General features: G+C 46.2%; 16 protein-coding genes. 6 read left to right on the top strand and 10 right to left on the bottom strand.

Features of this window, described 5'->3' with window-relative positions:
* Nucleotides 1-39 precede the first annotated feature (39 nt).
* The 3 genes from IPL83_04455 to IPL83_04445 form a co-directional block, all read right to left on the bottom strand.
* Nucleotides 40-708: a PilZ domain-containing protein gene (locus IPL83_04455; GenBank protein MBK9038406.1), complete on the bottom strand. Its 669-nt coding sequence runs from the start codon at nucleotides 706-708 to the stop codon at nucleotides 40-42.
* A gap of 237 nt (nucleotides 709-945) precedes the next feature.
* Complete coding sequence (locus IPL83_04450; protein ID MBK9038405.1) at nucleotides 946-1,437, bottom strand: hypothetical protein; 492 nt, start codon at nucleotides 1,435-1,437, stop codon at nucleotides 946-948.
* 141 nt (nucleotides 1,438-1,578) lie between these two features.
* The gene (locus tag IPL83_04445) at nucleotides 1,579-4,170 is read right to left on the bottom strand and encodes an acyl-CoA dehydrogenase (GenBank protein MBK9038404.1); all 2,592 of its coding nucleotides are present in this window, start codon (nucleotides 4,168-4,170) and stop codon (nucleotides 1,579-1,581) included.
* Nucleotides 4,171-4,384: 214 nt separating this feature from the next.
* Here IPL83_04445 and IPL83_04440 point away from each other — a divergent pair, with 214 nt between their 5' ends.
* Nucleotides 4,385-5,059 (top strand): TetR family transcriptional regulator, encoded by a 675-nt coding sequence (locus tag IPL83_04440; GenBank protein ID MBK9038403.1) that lies wholly within the window; start codon nucleotides 4,385-4,387, stop codon nucleotides 5,057-5,059.
* Between the two features lie 64 nt (nucleotides 5,060-5,123).
* A complete protein-coding gene (locus IPL83_04435; GenBank protein ID MBK9038402.1) occupies nucleotides 5,124-6,266 on the top strand; it encodes a hypothetical protein in 1,143 nt (380 codons plus the stop codon).
* A 45-nt stretch (nucleotides 6,267-6,311) separates the two neighbouring features.
* Here the strand turns inward: IPL83_04435 and IPL83_04430 are convergent, their stop codons facing one another.
* On the bottom strand, nucleotides 6,312-7,244 hold the full coding sequence (locus tag IPL83_04430) for a diguanylate cyclase (GenBank protein MBK9038401.1): 933 nt from the start codon (nucleotides 7,242-7,244) through the stop codon (nucleotides 6,312-6,314).
* Between the two features lie 137 nt (nucleotides 7,245-7,381).
* On the opposite strand from IPL83_04430, the gene IPL83_04425 reads away from it, so the two are divergent.
* Both IPL83_04425 and IPL83_04420 read left to right on the top strand, forming a co-directional pair.
* Entirely contained in the window at nucleotides 7,382-9,328 is a 1,947-nt protein-coding gene (locus IPL83_04425) for a hypothetical protein (GenBank protein MBK9038400.1), read from the top strand.
* A gap of 50 nt (nucleotides 9,329-9,378) precedes the next feature.
* On the top strand, nucleotides 9,379-9,888 hold the full coding sequence (locus tag IPL83_04420; protein MBK9038399.1) for a hypothetical protein: 510 nt from the start codon (nucleotides 9,379-9,381) through the stop codon (nucleotides 9,886-9,888).
* Here IPL83_04420 and IPL83_04415 read toward each other — a convergent pair.
* The 6 genes from IPL83_04415 to IPL83_04390 form a co-directional block, all read right to left on the bottom strand.
* Entirely contained in the window at nucleotides 9,847-11,553 is a 1,707-nt protein-coding gene (locus IPL83_04415) for a hypothetical protein (GenBank protein ID MBK9038398.1), read from the bottom strand. The two genes, IPL83_04420 and IPL83_04415, sit on opposite strands and share 42 nt — an antisense overlap.
* Nucleotides 11,531-11,959, bottom strand: a complete 429-nt coding sequence (locus IPL83_04410; GenBank protein ID MBK9038397.1) for a response regulator — start codon at nucleotides 11,957-11,959, stop codon at nucleotides 11,531-11,533. Before IPL83_04410 ends, IPL83_04415 begins: the two co-directional genes overlap by 23 nt.
* Entirely contained in the window at nucleotides 11,952-13,238 is a 1,287-nt protein-coding gene (locus IPL83_04405) for a hybrid sensor histidine kinase/response regulator (GenBank protein ID MBK9038396.1), read from the bottom strand. Before IPL83_04405 ends, IPL83_04410 begins: the two co-directional genes overlap by 8 nt.
* Complete coding sequence (locus IPL83_04400) at nucleotides 13,235-14,047, bottom strand: HAMP domain-containing histidine kinase (GenBank protein ID MBK9038395.1); 813 nt, start codon at nucleotides 14,045-14,047, stop codon at nucleotides 13,235-13,237. The genes IPL83_04405 and IPL83_04400 overlap by 4 nt, the downstream gene beginning before the upstream one ends.
* Nucleotides 14,005-15,336 (bottom strand): HAMP domain-containing protein, encoded by a 1,332-nt coding sequence (locus IPL83_04395; GenBank protein MBK9038394.1) that lies wholly within the window; start codon nucleotides 15,334-15,336, stop codon nucleotides 14,005-14,007. The genes IPL83_04400 and IPL83_04395 overlap by 43 nt, the downstream gene beginning before the upstream one ends.
* A gap of 180 nt (nucleotides 15,337-15,516) precedes the next feature.
* Nucleotides 15,517-16,662, bottom strand: a complete 1,146-nt coding sequence (locus tag IPL83_04390) for a hypothetical protein (protein MBK9038393.1) — start codon at nucleotides 16,660-16,662, stop codon at nucleotides 15,517-15,519.
* 379 nt (nucleotides 16,663-17,041) lie between these two features.
* Here IPL83_04390 and rpsD point away from each other — a divergent pair, with 379 nt between their 5' ends.
* A complete protein-coding gene (rpsD, locus tag IPL83_04385; GenBank protein MBK9038392.1) occupies nucleotides 17,042-17,674 on the top strand; it encodes a 30S ribosomal protein S4 in 633 nt (210 codons plus the stop codon).
* A 211-nt stretch (nucleotides 17,675-17,885) separates the two neighbouring features.
* On the top strand, nucleotides 17,886-20,642 hold the full coding sequence (locus tag IPL83_04380) for a hypothetical protein (GenBank protein ID MBK9038391.1): 2,757 nt from the start codon (nucleotides 17,886-17,888) through the stop codon (nucleotides 20,640-20,642).
* Nucleotides 20,643-20,659: the final 17 nt, after the last annotated feature.

Here is a 20,659-nt window from a genome sequence, read left to right as displayed (position 1 = left end):
CTAATTTTAAGTCTATGGCAGATTGTGTTTTAATTAATTCTACACCAGAGTCAAACTTGGCATCTGATTTTCAGTGGGAAGACTAAATTCGATTCCCGCGCGCTTCGTTTTCTCGTCACGCCACTTAATTTTTCCACGAATTCCGTAGGAGGTTTTTCTCAAGCTTCTCACGTTTAAAGTAATCTCATCGCCCTCGCCAAAATTGCCATCTTTGAGTTCCAACTGAGCACCGCCAGAAGAGAGGTTGACAATTCGAACTCGTCCCTTTGTTTCGCGCCCCATGGCAATCTCGCCCATTTGATTGGTCTCATACCGAGCATAGGCCCGATTAAAAATGGGCTGTCCATCACTCATCTTGGCAACGACAGAACAAAGTCCTCTCACTTCGCTTCGTCCGTCCAAAATCGATAGGGTGTTATAACGAATAGTTTTCAGGCTAGCTCGAACTTGTGGAGACATCTCAGGCGCAACAAAAATGATTGGAATACGTCGCAAGTTTCTATCAATCAGCTTTAGTTGCTTGAGTTGATTTACTTGCAGACCATCAAGAACCACAATCAAAGCGCTAAAACTAAAGTGATTAAATCCCATGACCAATTGACTTGAATTGGAAAATACGAGGACGTGAAAGTCAAAATTAGTGTTAAGAATTTGATTCACTTTGTGACGCAATGAACTCGGTTTCCCAACCAATCCAATCTGATACATAACCCCTCCCACCCAATAACCACCTACAAGAGGGCAATGCAAAGGACGTTCTCACCCCTAACTCACAGGGCAGGAGCAGAGCGCGCTTACTCTGTCTATTTCGCTTTTTTTGAAAAACTGTTTTACACTGGCCTAAAATAAGTGATCATACGACGATCGGTCATTTGCCGTCGATTACCATGAAACTTGTTTTCAGCTCAATCTGATATTCAATATGGAAACAGTCATTCACCACGCTCAATGAATAATTATTGTTGAAGGTGATTGGTTTGAAATGAAACGGCAGGTCCCATTCTCAAACGCTCCAAAATACTGCCCCAAAGTCGTCCTCGACATAACCTGCGGAATGAGTGCTGGATGTAAGGACAACGAAGTAATGTTAAAAACGCCTTCCCCTTGAGTCTTTCTTGCCTCTAGCAAAAGAAAATCACTCACTGGTCCATCCGCAATTTCCCCCTTCCACTCAAGCTTCAGGACCCCATCTGCTTCCACGTAAGACATTTCCCTATTACCCACACGATATCCCACGGCACCCGAGCCTCCCACTCCTTCAATACTCACCCAAAAATAAACATAATCGAATCTCACAGGGATGGTGCTGATTCGAATCACAGGACCTTCTTTATTCTCCTTCGTCTTGAGATTAGAACACTCCAATATTTGTCCAGAGGTCAAACCCCAAACAGGAGAAGCTGACAAGACCGCTAACATTAAAAGTATTTTTTTCATTGATTCCTCCAAAAGAACAGCTAAGAGTTTTATCTCCTCCTGCAAGAGACGGACCACTTATTAGTAGTCAAAGCCAATTCTCTGTGGCTTTGACTTTCTTTTGGGTTTGGTCATCAATGAGTTGTTCATTGATGCAAGAAACTAAACCCGTCCAGAATGCCCGGAATTTTCCTTGCCTGAATTTGAGTTCACGCCACCGGCAGCTGATTTTCCGTTTGTGCCATCTGATAACTTTCCAGACGGAGGATCCTCAGGAAGATGAAATTTGTGCTCCGTCGCAGGAAGACCCTTCGCTGCAACAAGCTCCTCCTTGGAAAAATCATCTACTTGCACATAATTTAAACGAAGTCTTTCTGCCTCAAAAACAATATCATATTCTGCCTGATCAATGAGGCCCTTTTGTCGGGCCTCATCCAACAAAGCGGAAGGCCGTCTCTTTCGAGGTAGGTAGCCATCTTTTGCTGCTTTACGAAGCTTTGCTTCCACAGCAGCTGACCGATGAGCAGCTGAAAAGGCAGCCTCTAGCAATCCAAGGGCTTCGCTTGTTTCTTTAGGAATGTACATCCCATCGGTCAAACGATTCCTTTGCTCCCCCTCAATTTGAATGAGAGAAGCGACTTTATGGCTCAAACGATCATCCGGTCCCTGAGTGAAAAAATTCAGCCGAGACCACCATCTCATTGGACGTGTAAAAAACCAACTTAAGCCAGGAACTTGCATATTCCCAAAAATTCCATCAAAAGCATTCTGTATCTCAGCCAAACAATGCCGCATCGAATAGTGCACGAAAGGCAAATCTTCCTTGCGGCAGCCCTCAGCCTCCCATCTCCGAAGCACAGCCGTTCCTATAAACATCCAACTCAAAATATCAGCATATCGGCCCGTCAATTTCTCCTTTATTTTCAGCTGACCACCAAGAGTTCCCATCGCAACGTCAGCCATAATGGCAAAAGAGGCAGAGGCCCACTTCAGTTTTTGGGCATACCGACGAACAGCAGAAGGCCGGCCCGTAAAGGCAAATCGCCCTCGCGTGAGACTCAAAACAACGGAACGAAATAAATTTCGAACCACATGTCCGATATGGCCCCAAAATGCGACATCAAATTCTTTCAAATCACCTCTTTCAATCGCATCGACTTCACGAAAAGCAAAGGGATGAGCACGCATTGCTCCCTGTCCAAAAATAATGAGTGTTCGAGTCAGAATATTGGCACCTTCAACAGTAATACCTATAGGTGCACCAATATAAGGGATAGCAAGAAGGTTACGAGCGCCCATGCTGATCCCCTGTCCCCCGATGATATCCATTCCGTCAGACAAGGCTTTGCGCATTCCCTCGGTCGCCATGTACTTCGCCATGGCTGTTACAACAGGTGGTTTCACTTCTTGATCCAAGGCACTTAGCACGTACTTGCGAAGTGCTTCAAGATAATAGGTCGCCCCAGCGATACGAGCCAAAGGTTCTTCTATGCCTTCGAACTTTCCTATAGAAACACCAAATTGCTTACGAACGACGGCATGAGCAGAAGCCACCCTGGCTGAGACTTTTGCGCCCATCGTTCCTTGGGCAGGAAGGGACACTCCTCTCCCCGCAGCCAACGACTCCATCAACATCTTCCACCCTTTGCCCGCTCCCTCAATGCCACCGATGATACAATCCTCAGCATTTACGACAACCTCGTGACCCTCCATCGGACAATTGCTAAACGGAATAGTCAAAGGATCGTGGCGTCGGCCAAGGACAACCCCTTTTGTCTTTGCAGGAACTAAGGCACAGGTGATTCCTAAATCCTCGCCTCGTCCCAGCAAATTCTCAGGATCGCGCAAACGGAATGCAATTCCGAGTACTGTTGCAATTGAAGCCAACGTAATCCAGCGTTTTTTCCAGGTCATGCGAACATAAATTTTTCCATCATCGCCTTTAAACAATATTCCGTAAGAAAGAATTGATCCCGCATCACTTCCCGCTGTTGGTTCAGTGAGCCCAAAGCAAGGCAGTTCATCTCCAACTGCAAGACGAGGCAAATAATAGTCCTTCTGCTTTTTTGTACCGTAATGATTTAGCAATTCTGCCGGTCCCAAAGAATTCGGTACCATCACAAAAATAGCAACGGCCGCAGACCGCGAAGAGACTTTATGGATCACCTGACTGTGAGCGTAATGAGAGAACCCCAATCCACCATATTCCTTAGGAATAATCATTCCCAGGAATTTATTCTTCTTTATATAATCTATCACCTCGGGAGGAATGTCTCGCTCTTTATAGATTTTCCAATCATCAACCATCCTGCAAAGTTCCTCAACCGGCCCATTGAGAAAATCCTCTTCTTCCTTATTGAGCTTTGGAAAAGCTTGACTCATGAGAAGTTTGAAATCCGGACGCCCCGAAAACAACTCCTTTTCCATCCAAACAACACCTGCTTCGAGCGCCGTTCTTTCGGTTGCACTGATCTTGGGAATAACACCAAGAGCTTTCATTACTTTCATGACGACCGAAGAAATCAAAATTCGACGAAGAGGTCTCAGATTTGCTACCAGCATGATCGCCGCGACCACATAGATCAAAATCCCAGGGGAGCCCCAGCCCACAAGGCTTATCAAGCCTGCGACAGACCATACCCATATAGGAGCACCGAGATATCCAATCGTGACAAACACCAAAACTGTCCCAGCCCATGCGACCCATATTGGATCTTGATAACCAAAAATACCGTAAAAGAAATCGAATGGTATCACAATTGCCTCCTGCTCACTTAAGTCTAGCACTCACAAAACTAAATCCCAAAAGAAAGAGAATTTCTCTCTGCTCGTTCAACTAGGTTTTAGTTCAATACCTTTTTGAATTCAATCAATTGATTGAATTTTTCAGTCTTTTGATTGATACTCGGTTATCAGTCGTTTTGTAACACCAATCAAAGTCCAGTATTGACTCGAAAAAGGGGATTTTTTGGCCCAAAAACAAGCAGGGAAACGTGTCAGATCTCGACCAAAGGACGGTCTTGACCCAGACTCCAAAAAAACTCTGATCACGGCCGCAAAGCGGCTTTTTGCACGCCGCGGCCTCAACGGAACTTCTATCCGTGATATAGCTCGAGAAGCAAAAATGAATTCCAGCATGATTAGCTATTATTTCAGAGGAAAGAATGGACTCTATCGAGCCTGTTTGCAGGAAATTGGTTCCACGCGCCTGCAATTCACACGCGACCTCCTCGCATCTCCCGCCAATTTCCAGGACTATCGGCTGAGACTCAAACTATTCGCAGAGAGCCTTTTCAAGCTATTTCTAGAGGATCGTGACATTGGCCTGATCATTATTCGCGAGTATGATCGACTTCACTCTCCGGCCGAAAAAGTATTTAAGGAAAACTTCCTCAATCTCATCGAAACGATCGTTCATTATTTTAAGGATTCCCAAGCAAAGGGTTTTGTGAGCTCCTCCTTTGACCCTTACATTCTAGCCAGCCTATTTTTTGGATGCCTCTCCAGTCAGCTAAGATTGGATCATATCAATGAAAAAAGCTTTGGTCGTAGTCTTAAAGACCCTTCAGAGCGCAATCGAATTTCATCTCAACTCGTCGAGATTTTTTCTCGCCTAAAGCATTCAATGATTGAGGTGAAGTGATTGCAATGAAAATTGAATTCATGAAATAATAGTAGGGTCAGATGGGCAACGGGGAGGATTGGTTATGAAATTGTCAAAAATTTGCCTCATTTTTAATTTGTTATTTTTGCCTTCAGCTGTGTTTGCAGACGCGATGGATCAATGGTTCTTTCGCTCTCGATTCGACACATTTTCAATTCTTCGAAGGGAAAAGAAATATTTTATTGGAAAGAATTTGGTGACATTGGAGCAACTGACCAAATTCTTTCCTTTGTTTGATGCCAAAATTGAGGGACAGTGTCCTAAAAATTTGGGTCAGCCAGATTTGGTCGCGGTCGCCCAGCGTGGGAATCAAAAAATTAAGCGCCAGTTTTATTTATCCAAAAAACAAGTTGCTGAGGGAAAAAAGTGCGGAGATATGGACGGAGACGGAATCTATTATTTGCCACTTCATCGGTCTTGGTTCACTGGCCCAAAAGAAGGACGTGTAAAAATCGGATCAAGCCTGAAAATCGAAAAGGATGGGGTCGTGTTCGCTGAATTCGAAAAGCAAGGCTCCGATTGGAAGAACAAGGATTCAGCATTCTTTACTGAGTGGGTTATTTTTAATCAACTTTTGGAATCGCTTGATAAATACGATATCTCAGGTCGGGTGAGTCTTCTCGCTACACAGGGAAGCAATCAGTTTACGCTAAAAACTGATGACAAGGTTTATCAATTTTTCAGACTAAGTGACAATTTATGGGCAATCAAAAGGCCAGAGCTGAATTGGTTGCTTGCATCCCCTTCCTTCTCTTTTCTAATGGATATGTCAACTGAACTATGGAGAGATAGACACGCGAGAAATCTCGCTATCATAAAAGACAATACTCAAGCTCCCGAGAGCAGAGTGAATGCCGTTCGTGAACTAGGTTCTGCATGGTCTCCAGCGATCAAGCACATTTATCATTCTGTGCTCACCAATCCGGGCGAAGATCCCAAACTTAAGGAAGAAATCGTTCAAGCTATTCGACAAAAACCCTCAATAGAAAATTTCGGTGTTTTGGTAAAAGCCCTGGAAAAAACTCAAGATGCCAGCCTCTTACAGAGAATGACAACGGTCCTTCGCATTCGCTACAAAGAAGGACCTTTGATCGATCCGCAGGATCCTCAAGAAAAAATCGATAAGGCAATCGTCGATTGGAAGAAGTGGTGGGAAGGCGCCTCTTCCGAGGAGGAGGCGCAATAGAACAAAAAACTCGCCAACCTTATTTACATACTTGCGCGGCAAGCCCTACAAGGATCCTAGAAATGCTCGATTTCGACCAAGTCTCTTGGCCTCATAAAGTGCATGATCGGCCTTACGAACCATTGTTCTGGCATCAGCGCTATTTTCACCTTGGCTAACAACGTAGCCAAGAGAAATAGTCAGTTTTATACTGGAATTTTCATTTCGAAATGTGTGATTTTCGATCTGTTTTCTTAGTCGCTCGCAGAAAATTCCAGCCCCCATCTGATCAACTTCGGTTAAGACAATGAGAAACTCATCTCCCCCGTAGCGAGCGGCATAGTCACTTTCCCTTACCGTTACTTGCAGTATCTTACCCATCTCGGCCAACACATAGCTGCCAAACAAATGATCATTTTGATCATTTACGGTCTTAAAATAGTCCATATCGATCATGACGACGCCAATTTTACGATCATACCGACGAGCCCTTTTTAGCTCAAAGTCAATTTTTTCATACATCGTGCGCATGTTATAGAGACCGGTCAAGAAGTCATGATCCACCATCTCAAGTAATTTTTCATTTGCCCTCTGAAGTTGCTCATGAACTTCTTTGGTTCTCAGACATCCCCTTATGCGAGCAATGAGTTCTTCAAATCTGAAAGGCTTTCGAAGATAGTCGTCGGCTCCGAGCTCCAAAGCCTGACAAATCGTCTTGAGTTCTGAGCGACCTGAAATGAAAATTACGCTCACATAGTTCTTATTGGCGCGAAGTGTCCTGAGTAAATCAAGACCAGTCATCTGCGGCATGTCGTGGTCAGATAGGATCAAATCAGGTTTAAATTCTTCAATCTTTGCAACTGCCGCCTCTCCTGAGGAAGCTCGTTCGGTCAAAAAGCCAGCTTGGACCAAGGCCTCATTTGTTACATCAAGTACGGTGGCATCATCCTCGACAATTAAAATTTTGTGGACCCTAGATTTGTCATTTCTCACTTTCACATTGTACCCAAATAATTATCGCTTAAACCCATCCGTCTTCTTTTTGCGACGAAGGTCCAGTTTCGCAAAAGAAATCTTCACGTTTATAACCCAGCCAATAAGGTAGAAATGGAAATATTCCGAATAGATACCCGAATATGGATCGATATCTTTTATCAGGAGCGACCACTCTCTTAATCCTCGAGGTTGCTTTGTTGCTCGGAGATCTTGGAATCATACCGCTTGATCCCTTGCATCTGAATTCTCTCTCAATCAATCAACAGAAAATCGGGTCTATTCTGCAAATCAATCAAAATGTAAGGCGAAAGACCAAAGGTTCTTTGATTTGGGAGGACTCTGTCCCAAAGGATCAACTCTATTCTTTTGACTCACTTCTGACTCTCTCAAACAGCTTTGCCAAGATTGAACTCAATGAGGACATCCAACTTCAGCTCCACGAAAATACCCTTGTTGTCCTGGAGCCTATCGAGGCGGGAAAAGACGAACACCTTCGGCTGAAATTCGCGCGCGGAACAATGAGATCTAAAACGAGAGACAAAAAAATTGACTTTCAGGCCGGAGAACTCGTCATCGAGGCCGGCGCAGGTTCTGATATTAATCTTCGCAGTGTGGGAGACGAAAAAATAGAGGTCGAAGTTGCATCTGGACATGTCAAGATCAATCCGAAATCAAATGGCACTCAAGAGAGTCAAGGCGAGAACACCACAGGCTCCCTCGATGCCGGACAGAGGGTCCTTATTGATAATGGCAAAATGAGAGACCGCCAATCGATCACCGATGAACTCGCCTGGGAAGTTGAAAAGGAACTCTATCGCGTCTACACTCACAAGTCTCCGGTATTTTTACATCTCAAGTGGAAGGGAAAGGCCGACTCGATTCGAATCGTGAGCCAAAAAGGAGAGGAATCCTCGATCAATTTGGAGGTTGGTCAATCGGAAATCAATCTGCCCCTCGGCAACGGTACATATTTCCTCAGTCTCACTCGAGGGGATCAAAGCTCGTCCTCCCTCCCTGTCAGTATCTGGCCAAGCAAAAAAATTAATTATCTCTCACCACTCCCTCGCGACCGAATCCGATTTGGTACGGGAGAGATCTTTTCGTGGTCCCCATCGAGTCAAGCGGTGCGCTATCATCTCCAGACTTCAATGGCCCCTGACTTCGCTGCCCTAATTGATGAAAAGGTCGTGACTTCGACTCAAGTTCAATTTCAATCAAAAGAGAAGGGACCGCTCTATTGGCGCATTGTGGGTGAAGACAACGAAGGATTTCTGATTACCCCTCCTTACAATCAACTTTTCTATTCAACCCTTGATCCTTTGGCAGCGCCAACGCTCATCAGCCCCTCCCAGCGAGAGCCCGCGAGCTTCGACTTAAGAAATGATCCAAAAAAAGGCAAGGGTACAAAAGTGGAGGAAGATTCGGAGAATAAAATCGAGCCTAAGAAGGGAGCTAAGAGTTCATTCAATGAAAAAATTAAAAATAGCCCCTCTCTTTCTTCTCTTGTGGACACGGCCCTTAACTTTGCTAAGAAACTCTATGTCGTTCTAATTCCAGATCTAGAGGCGACTGAGCTCAATAAAGCAAAATCAGATAAGAAAGGTCATTCGCCTGTTTTTAATTGGCTACCTGTTCCTGACGCCGATTTCTATATAATTGAAATTTCGTCGGATCCCACTTTCCAAATTCCAATTGTTATTCAAAAAGTTACGAAAGCTTCATTTACTTGGGATTCATTTTCTAAAAAATATTCTATTGGCGCGTGGCTGCAGGACAAAACAATGGAAGAATGGGCCTCTTTAGTAATGCCGCTGAGATTGATCTCACCAAGGAATTCGAAACCCGAAATGTGCCCTCTGGAAACAGTCCGATTGCTATGCCAGAGGGAACTAAAATTGCAGGGAAAGAGGCTCCCAAGCCAAAGCTTGCTCCTCCAAAAGAAGGAAATCCCTCACTTGCCGTACAAAAGGACTCTCCCCCTCCCCAAACAAGCCAGCCAAAAAATGCAGACATTGCTAAAGAGCCCAGCCAGAACGAAAGAGAGTTCTCCCTTCAGTTTGCATTCGTTCCCGAATATGTTGATTTAAAATTCATTGGTGAAAACCAAATCAAAGGGCAGTTGCAGGGATGGTCGAAAGTGACAACCGATCTCGTCGTCAATATTCCCCTGAAAGAACAGGGGCGTACTCTTTTTCACCTTCGCCTCAGATCTTTTGATTGGCAACCCAAAGAAAAAAGCCAGCTTCCACTTCAACAAGACCTCAAGACATCGGCCGGCTTCCTGCGCGTTCTCTACTTTTATCCTCATAAAAATTGGGGATTTGGCCCTTCCTTTCGGCAAGACGGAATTCTCGAACGAACTGACCTGGAGACAGTTAGCTGGAAGAGCATTTCAAGCTACGGAGGGTCTGTCGGGTATTTCACAACTTTCATGAGTCCTCGCATATTTATTGAGTCCTCCCTCTGGGTCACGACGGGAAATACTATAAATTCCTCTCAATGGACAAATCGCCTCGATTACTCAATTCCCGCTTGGGGAATGAAGATTTTCACAGGGATGGAGCTCAATTTTATTTATGAGTGGGGTTCCGGACCAAATACAAATTCAGGAGGATCGGCCGGATGGCGATTTGGATTTGAATGGTAAATCTTGCCAGGCCAATTTCGATCCAAGAAGAAGGACCAAGGGCAATCCCATAAAAAGAATCCACATAAAGATGCGAGACAATGACCCCGAATCCGCGTTTATCCCACCACAAGTGGAGATGAGATTAAAGTTTTCCTGCAGCCGCCCTTCATAATTGATAGCGATCGAATCAACAACAGTCGCGCTTGTTGTGTCTTGATTGTCTATCGTGAGTCTAAACCGGATATATCTGCCGATAATTTGACCTGCCAGAGTCGATGAGCTGATCCACAAACCCGTTGCATCAAAGTCATCCGTTGACCCGCTGGCAATTTCAATTCCAACTGAGCTTCCCGTCCCGAGATGACCTGAAACAGTCGCCGAAGTAAAACTCGGTTGCGAGTTTCCAAGATCAATGACCTTTGACAAAATTGTAAAGGTACCCGTCTGATAAAGAACTCGACCTTCATCAGTCAGGAGTGTCGTTGGTATTTCCGTCGAAGGACAATCCCCAGCCGTGCACTTGTCTTTATCCGTAATCCAAGTTCGTCCTTCGGAGCCATTCCCCCCGCCTCCTTGATCAAGAACATGTGTTGGATCGATGCCTGAGATACCTCCACTTCCATTTGTTGCGGAAATAACCCCCGTAAAACTCAAATTTCTTCCAGCCCACACCCCGATGGATCCTCCGCCACCGCCGCCGCCACCGCCAGCTCGAAGTGTCCCGATTGTCCCTCCTCCATCACCGCCTCTAGCCAAAACGGAACCTGAGACTGTGATATCACGAACCGCCCTCAGCAAAACAACACCTCCACCAACTCCACCGCCGCCGCCGCTTGAGCGATCGGCTACAATTATGCCATCGTAAGCACTGCCACCGCCTCCACCTGAGCCACCCCCAATCTCACTGAATTGATCATCTCGAAAATTAATACCCCCACTGCCGGCCCAAAGAACTGCTGCAGAATCATATCCATTTTCTGGAGGAGTACCAAGCTGACGATACGCCCCCCCACCTCCTCCCCCAGTAGCGCCAATGGGGGTCGCAGCTGGAGCCACATTGACCGAACTCGCGCCAAGCCCCCCTGTGACACTCGCTCCCCCCGCAATTCCATCTGTTGGATCAACTGTTGTCGAACCGCCATTGCCGCCCGCCCCTCCTCCGCAATGACCCGTTCCACCTTGCGATGTCACCAAATTATTTGAACCGATGGCCTCTCCGCTCTCACCACTACAGTCAATGGTCCCAGACACCACAATATCTGTTTGACTGCGAATATCGAGCGGGTTGGATCCAACTCCCCGCAAAGTGTAACCGGCGGGAAGATCAAATGAGGTCACCTGGAGCGGATAAAAACCTGCGGCATCTGTGTTGATCGTCACGGTCGAGCCCACAACTGTTCCGAACAATGAAAAAGTAGATATTGAAAATGCCCCCAGAGATCCGTCGCCCATATCAAGTGGAGTCATGTCAGGACCGGATCCAGAATTCCAGCCTTCCAGTCGCTGAGGCGGATTCAGCAAACCCTGAGCGAGATTAAAAACCATATTGTGGCTTTCAATTTTGGTGAGAGAAGTCACCTCATCTGTCCAAGTCAAGGCTCTCGCATTTCCCCCCGTCCATCCGGTCATCAAAAGGAGCCCCGCTAAAATGAGTGATTTTTTAGCCACTGGCTTTTCTTTCATCGCTATCTTCCCAATCCATCACCTGCCAAATCTTCTCTCTCAATACGGCACAGGTAAAGGGTTTGATAATGTAAGCGTTGACTTTCCATTGCGCGGCCTGAGTGATCTTAAACTTTTCCATCGATCGCTGGCTCGTGATCATCACAAATCGAGTGCCCTTGCGATGCGGATTTTTCCTCAATGCCTTGAGAAGAACCAATCCGCTCACACCCGGCATTTCCCAATCTGAAAGTACCAAGCCGATCGGAAATTTTGAGTTTTGAATCATTTTAAGACCCTGTTGCGAGTTCTTGGCTTCAAGAATGCTCGTAAAGCCAATATCCTTTAAATAGTCCACCACGACTCCCCGAACCATGGCATCGTCGTCAACCACCAATAAGGGAAGATCCCAGACAGGACTATTCATCTAAATCTCCGCCATTTATTGGCAAACGAATGATCGCCTCCAAACCCTTAATGGGATGATTCTTGAGAGTCAGAGTTCCTCGATGTTCAATTTCAATGATCTCGCGACAAATTGAAAGACCAAGTCCAGTGCCATTTTTGCCCTTTGTCGTGAAAAATGGCTCAAGTACCTTTTCGACAAGGTCACTCCTAATACCCGGACCATAATCTCGCACTTTTATTTCTACCCAGGGATCTGCCAAAACAATTGAGAAATCAATTTGACCAGAAGTTCCCATCGCATGAATCGCATTGATGGATAAGTTAATCAGAACCTGGAGTAAACTCGTGGCCGAGGCCTTGATTTTAACCACATCCTTTTTAACGATAGAGATCTTCATATTTGTGGTTTTAAATTGATGATCCAATAGATCAAGGGCCTCTTCCAAGATGGAATGCACAAAAACCCAGTCATGGCGACTGATGGATTCACCTGTGGTTGATAGATTTTTGAATTTTTCTAAGATATCGCTCGCGTGCTGGGAAGCCTCAACAATAGTTTCAAGGGCACGCCGCATTTCTGCTTCATTTCTTTTTCTCGCCAGATCTGCCTTGCCCATAATCTGCATCAAAATATTTCCAAATTCATGGGTTACCCCTCTTGCTACAGCCGCTACCGCCGCCGTCCTTTCGCTGCTGAGCAGGCGATCCTGAGCCTCTGCCAATTGATTCGATTTTAATTCGCTCTCTTTCTCTAAATTCCATAGAGTTACAAAGTTGCGTGCCTTTTGTAAAATCTCGCCCTGAGAAAATGGTTTATTAATATAGTCCCAACGATCGACCATCTTGGATCCTAAAAGACTATTGATGGACTCAATTGACCGATCATTGTAAGCCGTCACGAAAACAGCATAAAGATCTGAATCGTGAGAATGCATCTCTTTGACTAAATCGTATCCATCTTTTGCAGACCCCAACATCACATCAAAAAATCCCATGACATAGGGGCGCCCTTCTGCCATTGCCGCCCGAAAGGCCTTCAAAGCTTCTTCGAAGGACTCGCAAACCGTCACATCAAACTCAAATCCCGGATCCGTTTCGTTGGGCGGCTTTGAAGCAGCAGATCGACTTGACCGCAAAGGCAATGTCTTTCTCGTTGGCGGACAAAGAATATCATTATAAGTTTCACGAATCGCTGGTTCGTCATCAACAACTAAGATTCTTTTGTTCCAATCGTAGGCCACTCCAATAACCAGATCGGCTTCTTGACCATCAGTCCACTTTTTGGCCAGTTTTTTCATGCTGACACCTTTTCTTCTGGAGATTTTAAATGTATCGGCAATTCGACCACAAACTCAGTTCCCACTTTCAATTTCGAGTCTTGCAAATAGATGTCACCACCAAAAGAACGAATGAATCTGCGACTGATGTTTAGTCCCAATCCAGTCCCCTCCTCGCGAGGCTTCGTTGAAAACTGGGTTTCAAATAGTCTTTGCCGATGATCTGGTTCGACTCCAACACCGTTATCTTTCACATGAATTTTTATCTTGTTTTCTAAGGTTTCTATGTTGACTTCAACTTTTCCCTTAAATGAATTTCCACCTGATTCAGACTCCCGTGCCTTAATCGCTTGCAAGGAATTTCGGATCAAATTCGTCATGCTTTGGATGAACTCATCTTCGTCTACCAAGACGATGACTTTTCGATCTCCCTCTGACATTTTGATTTCTGAATTCATTTGAGATGCGAGGTCAGCCATAATATGAATTGACTCTCTGACTAAGTTTTCAATCGAATGCTCTTTGGACTCCCCCTTGACCACGCTTAAGGATCGCATTGACTGAACGATTCGATTGATTCTTTGACACTCTTTGAGCAAAAAATCGACATCAGCCGATGTCGTTCCGACTTCCCCAGCCAATGAATTGCCAACCGTCTTGATATTTTCCAGATCCTCCTCAAAGAGAGTCGCTCCCTCAATGATCTGGGACGGCGTTCTCCAGCTCTCAACTAGTTTTGTCATTCCGCCTTTTGAGATGTCAGTTTCCCAGCTCTGCAAAATTTCGCTTAAAAGTTGAGATTCTCCCCCTTGATGGTTTTGCAGCCGCATTTGAATCTTCTGAATTCGGGACATGATGCCCGTGAGTGGATTGAGTACTTCATGAGCCGCCCTTCCTGCAATTTCTCCAACTGCCGCCAAACGCGTCGTGCGCAGCAGGCTTCTTGAGCCTTTTTTACGGCTTGATTTTGTATCTCAAGTTGACGGGTCCTGTCTTTTACTTTGTTCTCCAGTTCTGAGTTAATATGCTCCAGTTCCCTTCTTGAATGTCCTAAATCGCGAATCATGCGATTAAACGAATCTGCAAGAAGCGAGATTTCATCCCTGGTTTTAACAATGATCTGTATACCCAAATCACCATTTGAGACCTTTCTCATTCCGTCAATGAGAGTCTGCAAGGGACTTGTCAACGAACGCGAAAATAGAATAGCCGCAATAAACGCAGCGGTTAATACGATCAGTGCAAAAAACAAAGATCGATAGATCAAGCGATAGACCACATTAAAGGCCCTTGCTTCGCTTACCCTTGAGATTATGACAATCTTTTTGTTGAATGCCTTGGAAAAAGCTCCAAGTATTTTTTCTCCATCCACTTCGGCTGGCAAAACGCTCGTGCTGAGAGGATGTTGAAGTGCCTTTTGAGTCAGAGCGTCTGGATTGAGCCCCGCCACCATGACCGCCATCAGAGGGTGAACAAGAACCTCGCCTTGGGCATTCGTGATAAAGACCTCATTGAGACTTCCGCGGCCAAGAGAGGACATTATTTTATCGGCCCGCAGGTAACTAATCACGGCATACTGGCGAACGGGGACACCCGAATCAGTTTCTTCTACAACGCTTCGACCAAATCCTATGAGGGGAGGACCATCTTGTATCGTTGAATTCCAAACGGCTTCGCCATCAATTCGAATTCGATCAAATGGTATGGCTTTTTGCAAATGGAGAGTCTCCATAAAAAAATCTGCATTGAGACCGTAGGTTTCCATGAAGACTTTGTTCATAAATAACGACGCATCAAGGGATTTGAAGCTATTGCTTCCTCCAACAAATACAGTTTCAGCGTCATTCTCAAGGAGCTCCTGCATCAAGCGCGATGTCCGGCCGTGTTTCTCATTGAAAAAGAAGGCCACGATCTTGATCTTATCAGCCACCCCTTTGAAATACGTATCAATATCGGAAGCCATATTGGAAACCGCACTTCGATTGTAGTCATAAACGAGCTCAGTCTTATCCTCCTTGAGAATCCTAGCTGCCAGTCCCAAGTAAGCCCCTACGCTTAGTACCAATAACAAAGTCGTGACGAACAAGAATTTGTAACGAATCGAAAATATGGCTTTCATTTCAATAGCGTCTCCTGCCTCCCTATCGGACGATTGAATCTGAGATTTCATATTTGGTATCAATTTGAAATAATTGCCCGAGAGAACTGACCTTTCGTCTGGTCTATTCTGATTTCACCAAAGGTCCACAACGAAAGTCGTGGACTTCAGGAACGCTTTGAAAATACCCTCATTGGCTTTCTATCTGAGAGTTCGAAATTCCACATAGTCTGTCTCCGTAGCCAAACCTGATCCCGATTCAGAGGAAGACTTCACTCGATAAAGAGTGTTTGGAGTTAGATTATTGACCGTCATCGTGTGTCTGACGGCGAATCCCTTTTTAGTGTAGATCGTGGTCGCCCCCGTCCCGACCTCTGTAACATGAAGCCTTCCTATTGCTGCAATATCAGTCAACCAGGAGGCCGTAACTCCAGTTGAAGTCACATTGGACACAACATAATCCTCCACATGTGGAGCTGGCTCATTACAGGGATTTTGGTTAGGGGCTTCAAGGCGATAATGTGGAGAACTGACGACCTTCCAGCCACGGCCCAACAAAGAATTGTAGGCGGCCTGGGGCGCTGGAGGATCAACCTGGGAATTAAAGAACATACCGTTGCCCTGTTTTCCGCAAGAAGGGTCCTCTGCACTTCCATTCCAAGGACGCCACATCACCACCAAAGAAATATGGTAGCGAGGACCTTGATAATAGTCTAACTCAAGAGGCACATAAGAATCATGCCTCATGTCCACAGGCGCCGCCGCACAACCCATGCGCGTCGGATGAGTGCCGTCGTTGTCAACGATGGTCTGCCAGTTCCCAGCGGAATCCTTCATCCGAAGAACTGCACCATCATCAGAAAGAACAGCGAGCTGATAAAGTCCTTCTGGATCACTGTCCTCAAGTGTTAAAAAAGATCGAAAATTGATTCCAAAATACTCATAGAGTGTATTTCCTTGAGGAGTGGAGATAACCTCTCCGGAGCGGGTCATAAACCCCCGATCAAAGGGCCTGGTCGGGATATTCAACTGATTAAAAAAGAGGCTCACATCGTTCACCGGGTGGGCATGATTAATATAATCGACTGCCTTTGTGTAATTGGCCTCTCCGGGCAAAGTGTAAAACAAAGACGCGACCAAGCCCTGGTTTCGATCACCTGCCGTTGATTCCTCAAAGGGATCGCAAACATAGGTGCTGGGATCCGGCGGAATATAAGGTGGAACTATATCCACCACCGTGTCCCCTCCACCATCTGGGTCCACCAGCACTGAGTCGCCTTCCTCGCAGGATGGCAAAGCCAATAACAACAGCACCGTCAGGGTCAACAAACGCGCCAGAACCCTCATAGAGTCTCCTCTGTAACCCTCCCAATAGCTTCTCTTTGGCTAATTAATTGGATGGTTACTTTATTTCGTCTATCTTATAACACTTTGTGTTAAAAAAAATTCATATTTCAAGAAAACACCTAAAATTGAGGTATTTTGTCGATCATTGAGACAGGCTTGTTTCAAATATCGTGTCTTAATTCAGGAGTTGACCCGCAAGAGCTTCCACATTAGCCTCCGTCTCTCGTCTTTCACCCAAAAGAATGTTGGGTCTTCCATGTTGGAAGCCATTCATTCCAAATGGGAAAAGAGCATTGATGTTTGTGAAATTTCTTAGTATATGCATCCCTCTGGTTAGAGGGATGAATCGATTGGACCGCTCAAAGAAGAGGTTTAGGTAATGAGCAAAAAAGTGGGCAAAGTAGCGCGATATAGAATTCAGCGTCGTTTGGGAGTTGAACTTCCTGGTTTAGGTAAAGCGGGGGCTCTTGAGAGAAGGCCATATCCCCCAGGTCAAAACGGCAATCGCCGCCGAAAGTATTCTGACTTTGCCCTTCGTTTAGAAGAAAAACAGAAGATCCGCTGTAATTACGAGTTGCGCGAGAAACAGCTGCGTCGATTTATTCGCGACTCAAAGCGTGGTTCAGGAACCAACTGGGTATCAAAGCTGGCCGGTCTCTTGGAAAGTCGCCTCGACAATGTTGTTTTTCGTCTTGGTTTTGCCCCCAGCATTCGATCAGCCCGCCAGTTGGTCAGCCACGGTCATATATTGGTTGATGGCAAACCCCTCACCGTTGGGTCTTGTGTGTTAAAAGCAGGAACAAAAGTGAGCTTAAACACGAAGGCTGGTGAAAATCAGATTTATCTTCGCGCAAAGCAGGCTCCCCGCCTTGAAATTCCTGATTTTCTTAGAAAAGAGGATCAGAATGGTGCGGAAGTGGGTATCGTGCAGGCCGTGCCCGGGCTTGAGCATATTCCTTTCCAGTTTGATTCCGGTTTGTTTACCGAGTATTACGCTGCCCGAAAAGCTTAAATTCGGAAGCGGTATTTTTCTTCGATTGAATACCTAATACCCAGTCTTCTTGAGAAGGCTGGTGTTTTGGTAGGATTAATCTAAAATCTAAATTGATTTTTTATTCATAAGTCTCAAATCAAGAAGAGCAAGTCCCTGTCATCATTTGATTCTCAAATTAAGTCAGAGTGGCCCTCTGTGGAAGAAATCCAAGCCTACCGATAATCTAGGCATGGAAAACTCAAATTTTGTTCGTCCCAAAGCATTGGTTATTGGTCTATTCATATTATCGGTCACTTGGGGCTGCACACGCGACAATGGAAGAAGCACCAAGATCAGTCTCTCGATGGCTGATCTTTATAGCCAGGAGCCAAGTTCTAAAAATGCAGGTGGAAAAATAGTCAAAGTGGCTATCAACGTTCACGGTGGTCCGAGGTTAATTACGGGAGGCTGGGAATCTTGTCATTGTCTCCCAGATGGGCAGACTGAATATCCTCCCGCTATTTTTGCACTTCCCGTTGATCCAGGTCCGAGCCGTCTCGTTCAAGTGCTAATTGTGTCAGAAGACTTATCGGGAAAGACTGCCTTCTCTTATGGCGACAAAGGGATCAATATTGTCAACGGAGACAACGCTGTTGAGATCAGCGTAAATTCAATTTTTTCATCTGAAGAAAGTGCGGAGGGTGGAATTCGGTATTTGCGAGCTGACGGCACAGGCCCTACTGGATGGCTCGATCTAGTATATAAACCGCCATCGGACAGACCTCCGATGGTTGTGGATAGCTCTTTTGTTCTCGGTGGATGGATGAAGGTACATTTATTTCAAACCACTCCGGTGGACTATAGGCTTCGAGAGACGGGAGAGATCCTTTTTTCTGGACTCAATTTTAGCCATCCGGACTTCCAGGCGAGCAATCGCATGATTCGCGCTCGGTTTCCGATCTTTTATGGAGATAAAAATCATGACGGTTCGGCTCCTTACGAACTCTTCCCTGCTGGCACAATATTTTTGGGGTTTGCGGGTCCGGGAGCCACAACTCAAGCCGTCTGCTATGATGCGACCGACGGCCTTGCTTTGGAAAAGGCCTGGCTGACTGGGGATGGCAGCACACCTCTCCAGTGGTTTGGAAGCACAGCCAATTTAGGCCATTTCTCTCGCCTGGGCGGGGGAGTCAACAAGAACCTGACGGCCTGCACATCTGGAATCGATTATGTCAACAAACTCTCTCTTTTGCATTATGAGCTTCAGGGAGATTGGACAAGCGCATTGTTTGGTTTTGAACGCGCATTCCAACACGCAAAAAGCAATCTTGGACCGACTCAGGCCACAAGTTTTTATCAGTCTCACATCAGCGCCTCACAAATTTCCTGGAAGTTTTTACCTGGCGTTTTTGTTGGTCCCGGAGCTATTGCTGGCGTTAAAATATTCAAACGCTTCGATCCAGTTAGCTCCAATTTTCATGTTGGAGGAGACCGCTTCGATTGCTCCCAACTTCCTGCTCTTGGTTTTACAGAAACAGCTAGGCTTAGTGGCCCACTTGCCGAGTCCTTTCTGATGCGGGATCTACCCCAGGCGAGCGTCTACAATCATATCGCTTTTATATGCCCATTCGATCAGGGTGAAAAATTCATTCCAGGGACTGCAGCGCAGGTACACGATATAGGTACAGGTGCTCAGGAATTTGGAACTGGAGATGATGGCAGCCGCACGATCACATCCAGTATTTCAAGCCCCGACGCTGATACAACAGTTCTCGGCGGTAAAGTTTTAATGGCCAAAAGACAAGTCCACTCAGTGTCTGCTGATGGACGCACGCTAGGTTTAGGCGCCTCGCCCATCAATACTCCAAATCCAGAATTTGAAGTTGGGGATGAAATCATTTGGATGGTGCTCGTAGATACCGGAACCAATGGATGCGGACCCGAACTTGGGCCGGGCAATTACGGATTCAATCGAGTGGCGTCGGCAACTTCCTCTCCCGCTTCTATCACTTTGAGGGCCCCTCTTGTGCTAAATGGCTCGGGCTTATCCTCCACCGCCCTTCAGTCCGTTGGCGTTACAAACGGAACAGATGTTTGCAGAATTTTTGTTCAGCGCGTGCCAAATTTTTATAACCTGACACTCAATTCTACTAGCTCGGTTGTTATGATGAATGCAGCGGGACTGACGACTTCCGTCGCTGGCGGAGGGCTGATTGCCTTTCGAGTTTTAAACGAACTCTCCTATATCGGTAATAATAATTTTGTTATCACGTCTTCTGGCAATGGCTTCCAAGGTGGGACTTACACCGCCAGTTCCGAAACTGGAATTGGCTATTTGGGTAACCAAAGCAATACAAATAGCTACGTGGGCAATGCCGGGGGAGCTATGACTTTGTATGGTGGCGGCGGCGGAGCCGGGGCAGCACCGGGAGGAAACGGGGGCAGTGCCTCTGGCACTAGCTTTGGGGGTCAAGGCGGACAAGGTCTGGACTCTCTCTTTTGTGGAGGAGGCTGTGACCCAAGCTTTCGAGTGTTCTTTGGTGGTGGCGGCGGTTCAGGTAATGCGGCCAGCTCTCAGGGCGGAGCCGGCGGCGGAGCTGTCCTTATCAACGCAAAACGAATCCTTCGCACAAGCGGAACCGGCCTATCGATTGTTCGAGCCGACGGTTCGAATGGAGGCAATACGGTTGTCTCGAACGATGACTCTGGCGGCGGCGGCGGCGGCGGCACGATCGTCATCCGCACAAAAGACCTCGCGACGAGCTTGAGTCTTTATGCCCCTGGTGGGCCCGGAGGAAATGCCACAGGAGCCGGGACCGCTCGTGGTGGTGGCGGTGGCGGTGGCGGACATGTCTTTGGACTTGCCTGCTCGGGTACTGGCAGCTTCGGAACTCCTGATGTAACAGGGGGGATATTCGGAACAGGCTCTGAAAGCAATGGTGCCAGCGGTTCGCCGGGAGGCAGTCAAACTATGATCAATAGCAGTGTTGGTTCTCATTGCTATTAGTGCTGTTGACGTTTATG

The sequence above is a fragment of the Bdellovibrionales bacterium genome, assembly GCA_016716765.1.
Taxonomy (GTDB): domain Bacteria; phylum Bdellovibrionota; class Bdellovibrionia; order Bdellovibrionales; family UBA1609; genus JADJVA01.
The sequence above is the reverse complement of the archived record's forward strand: the minus strand, read 5'-3'. Positions and strand labels throughout refer to the sequence as shown.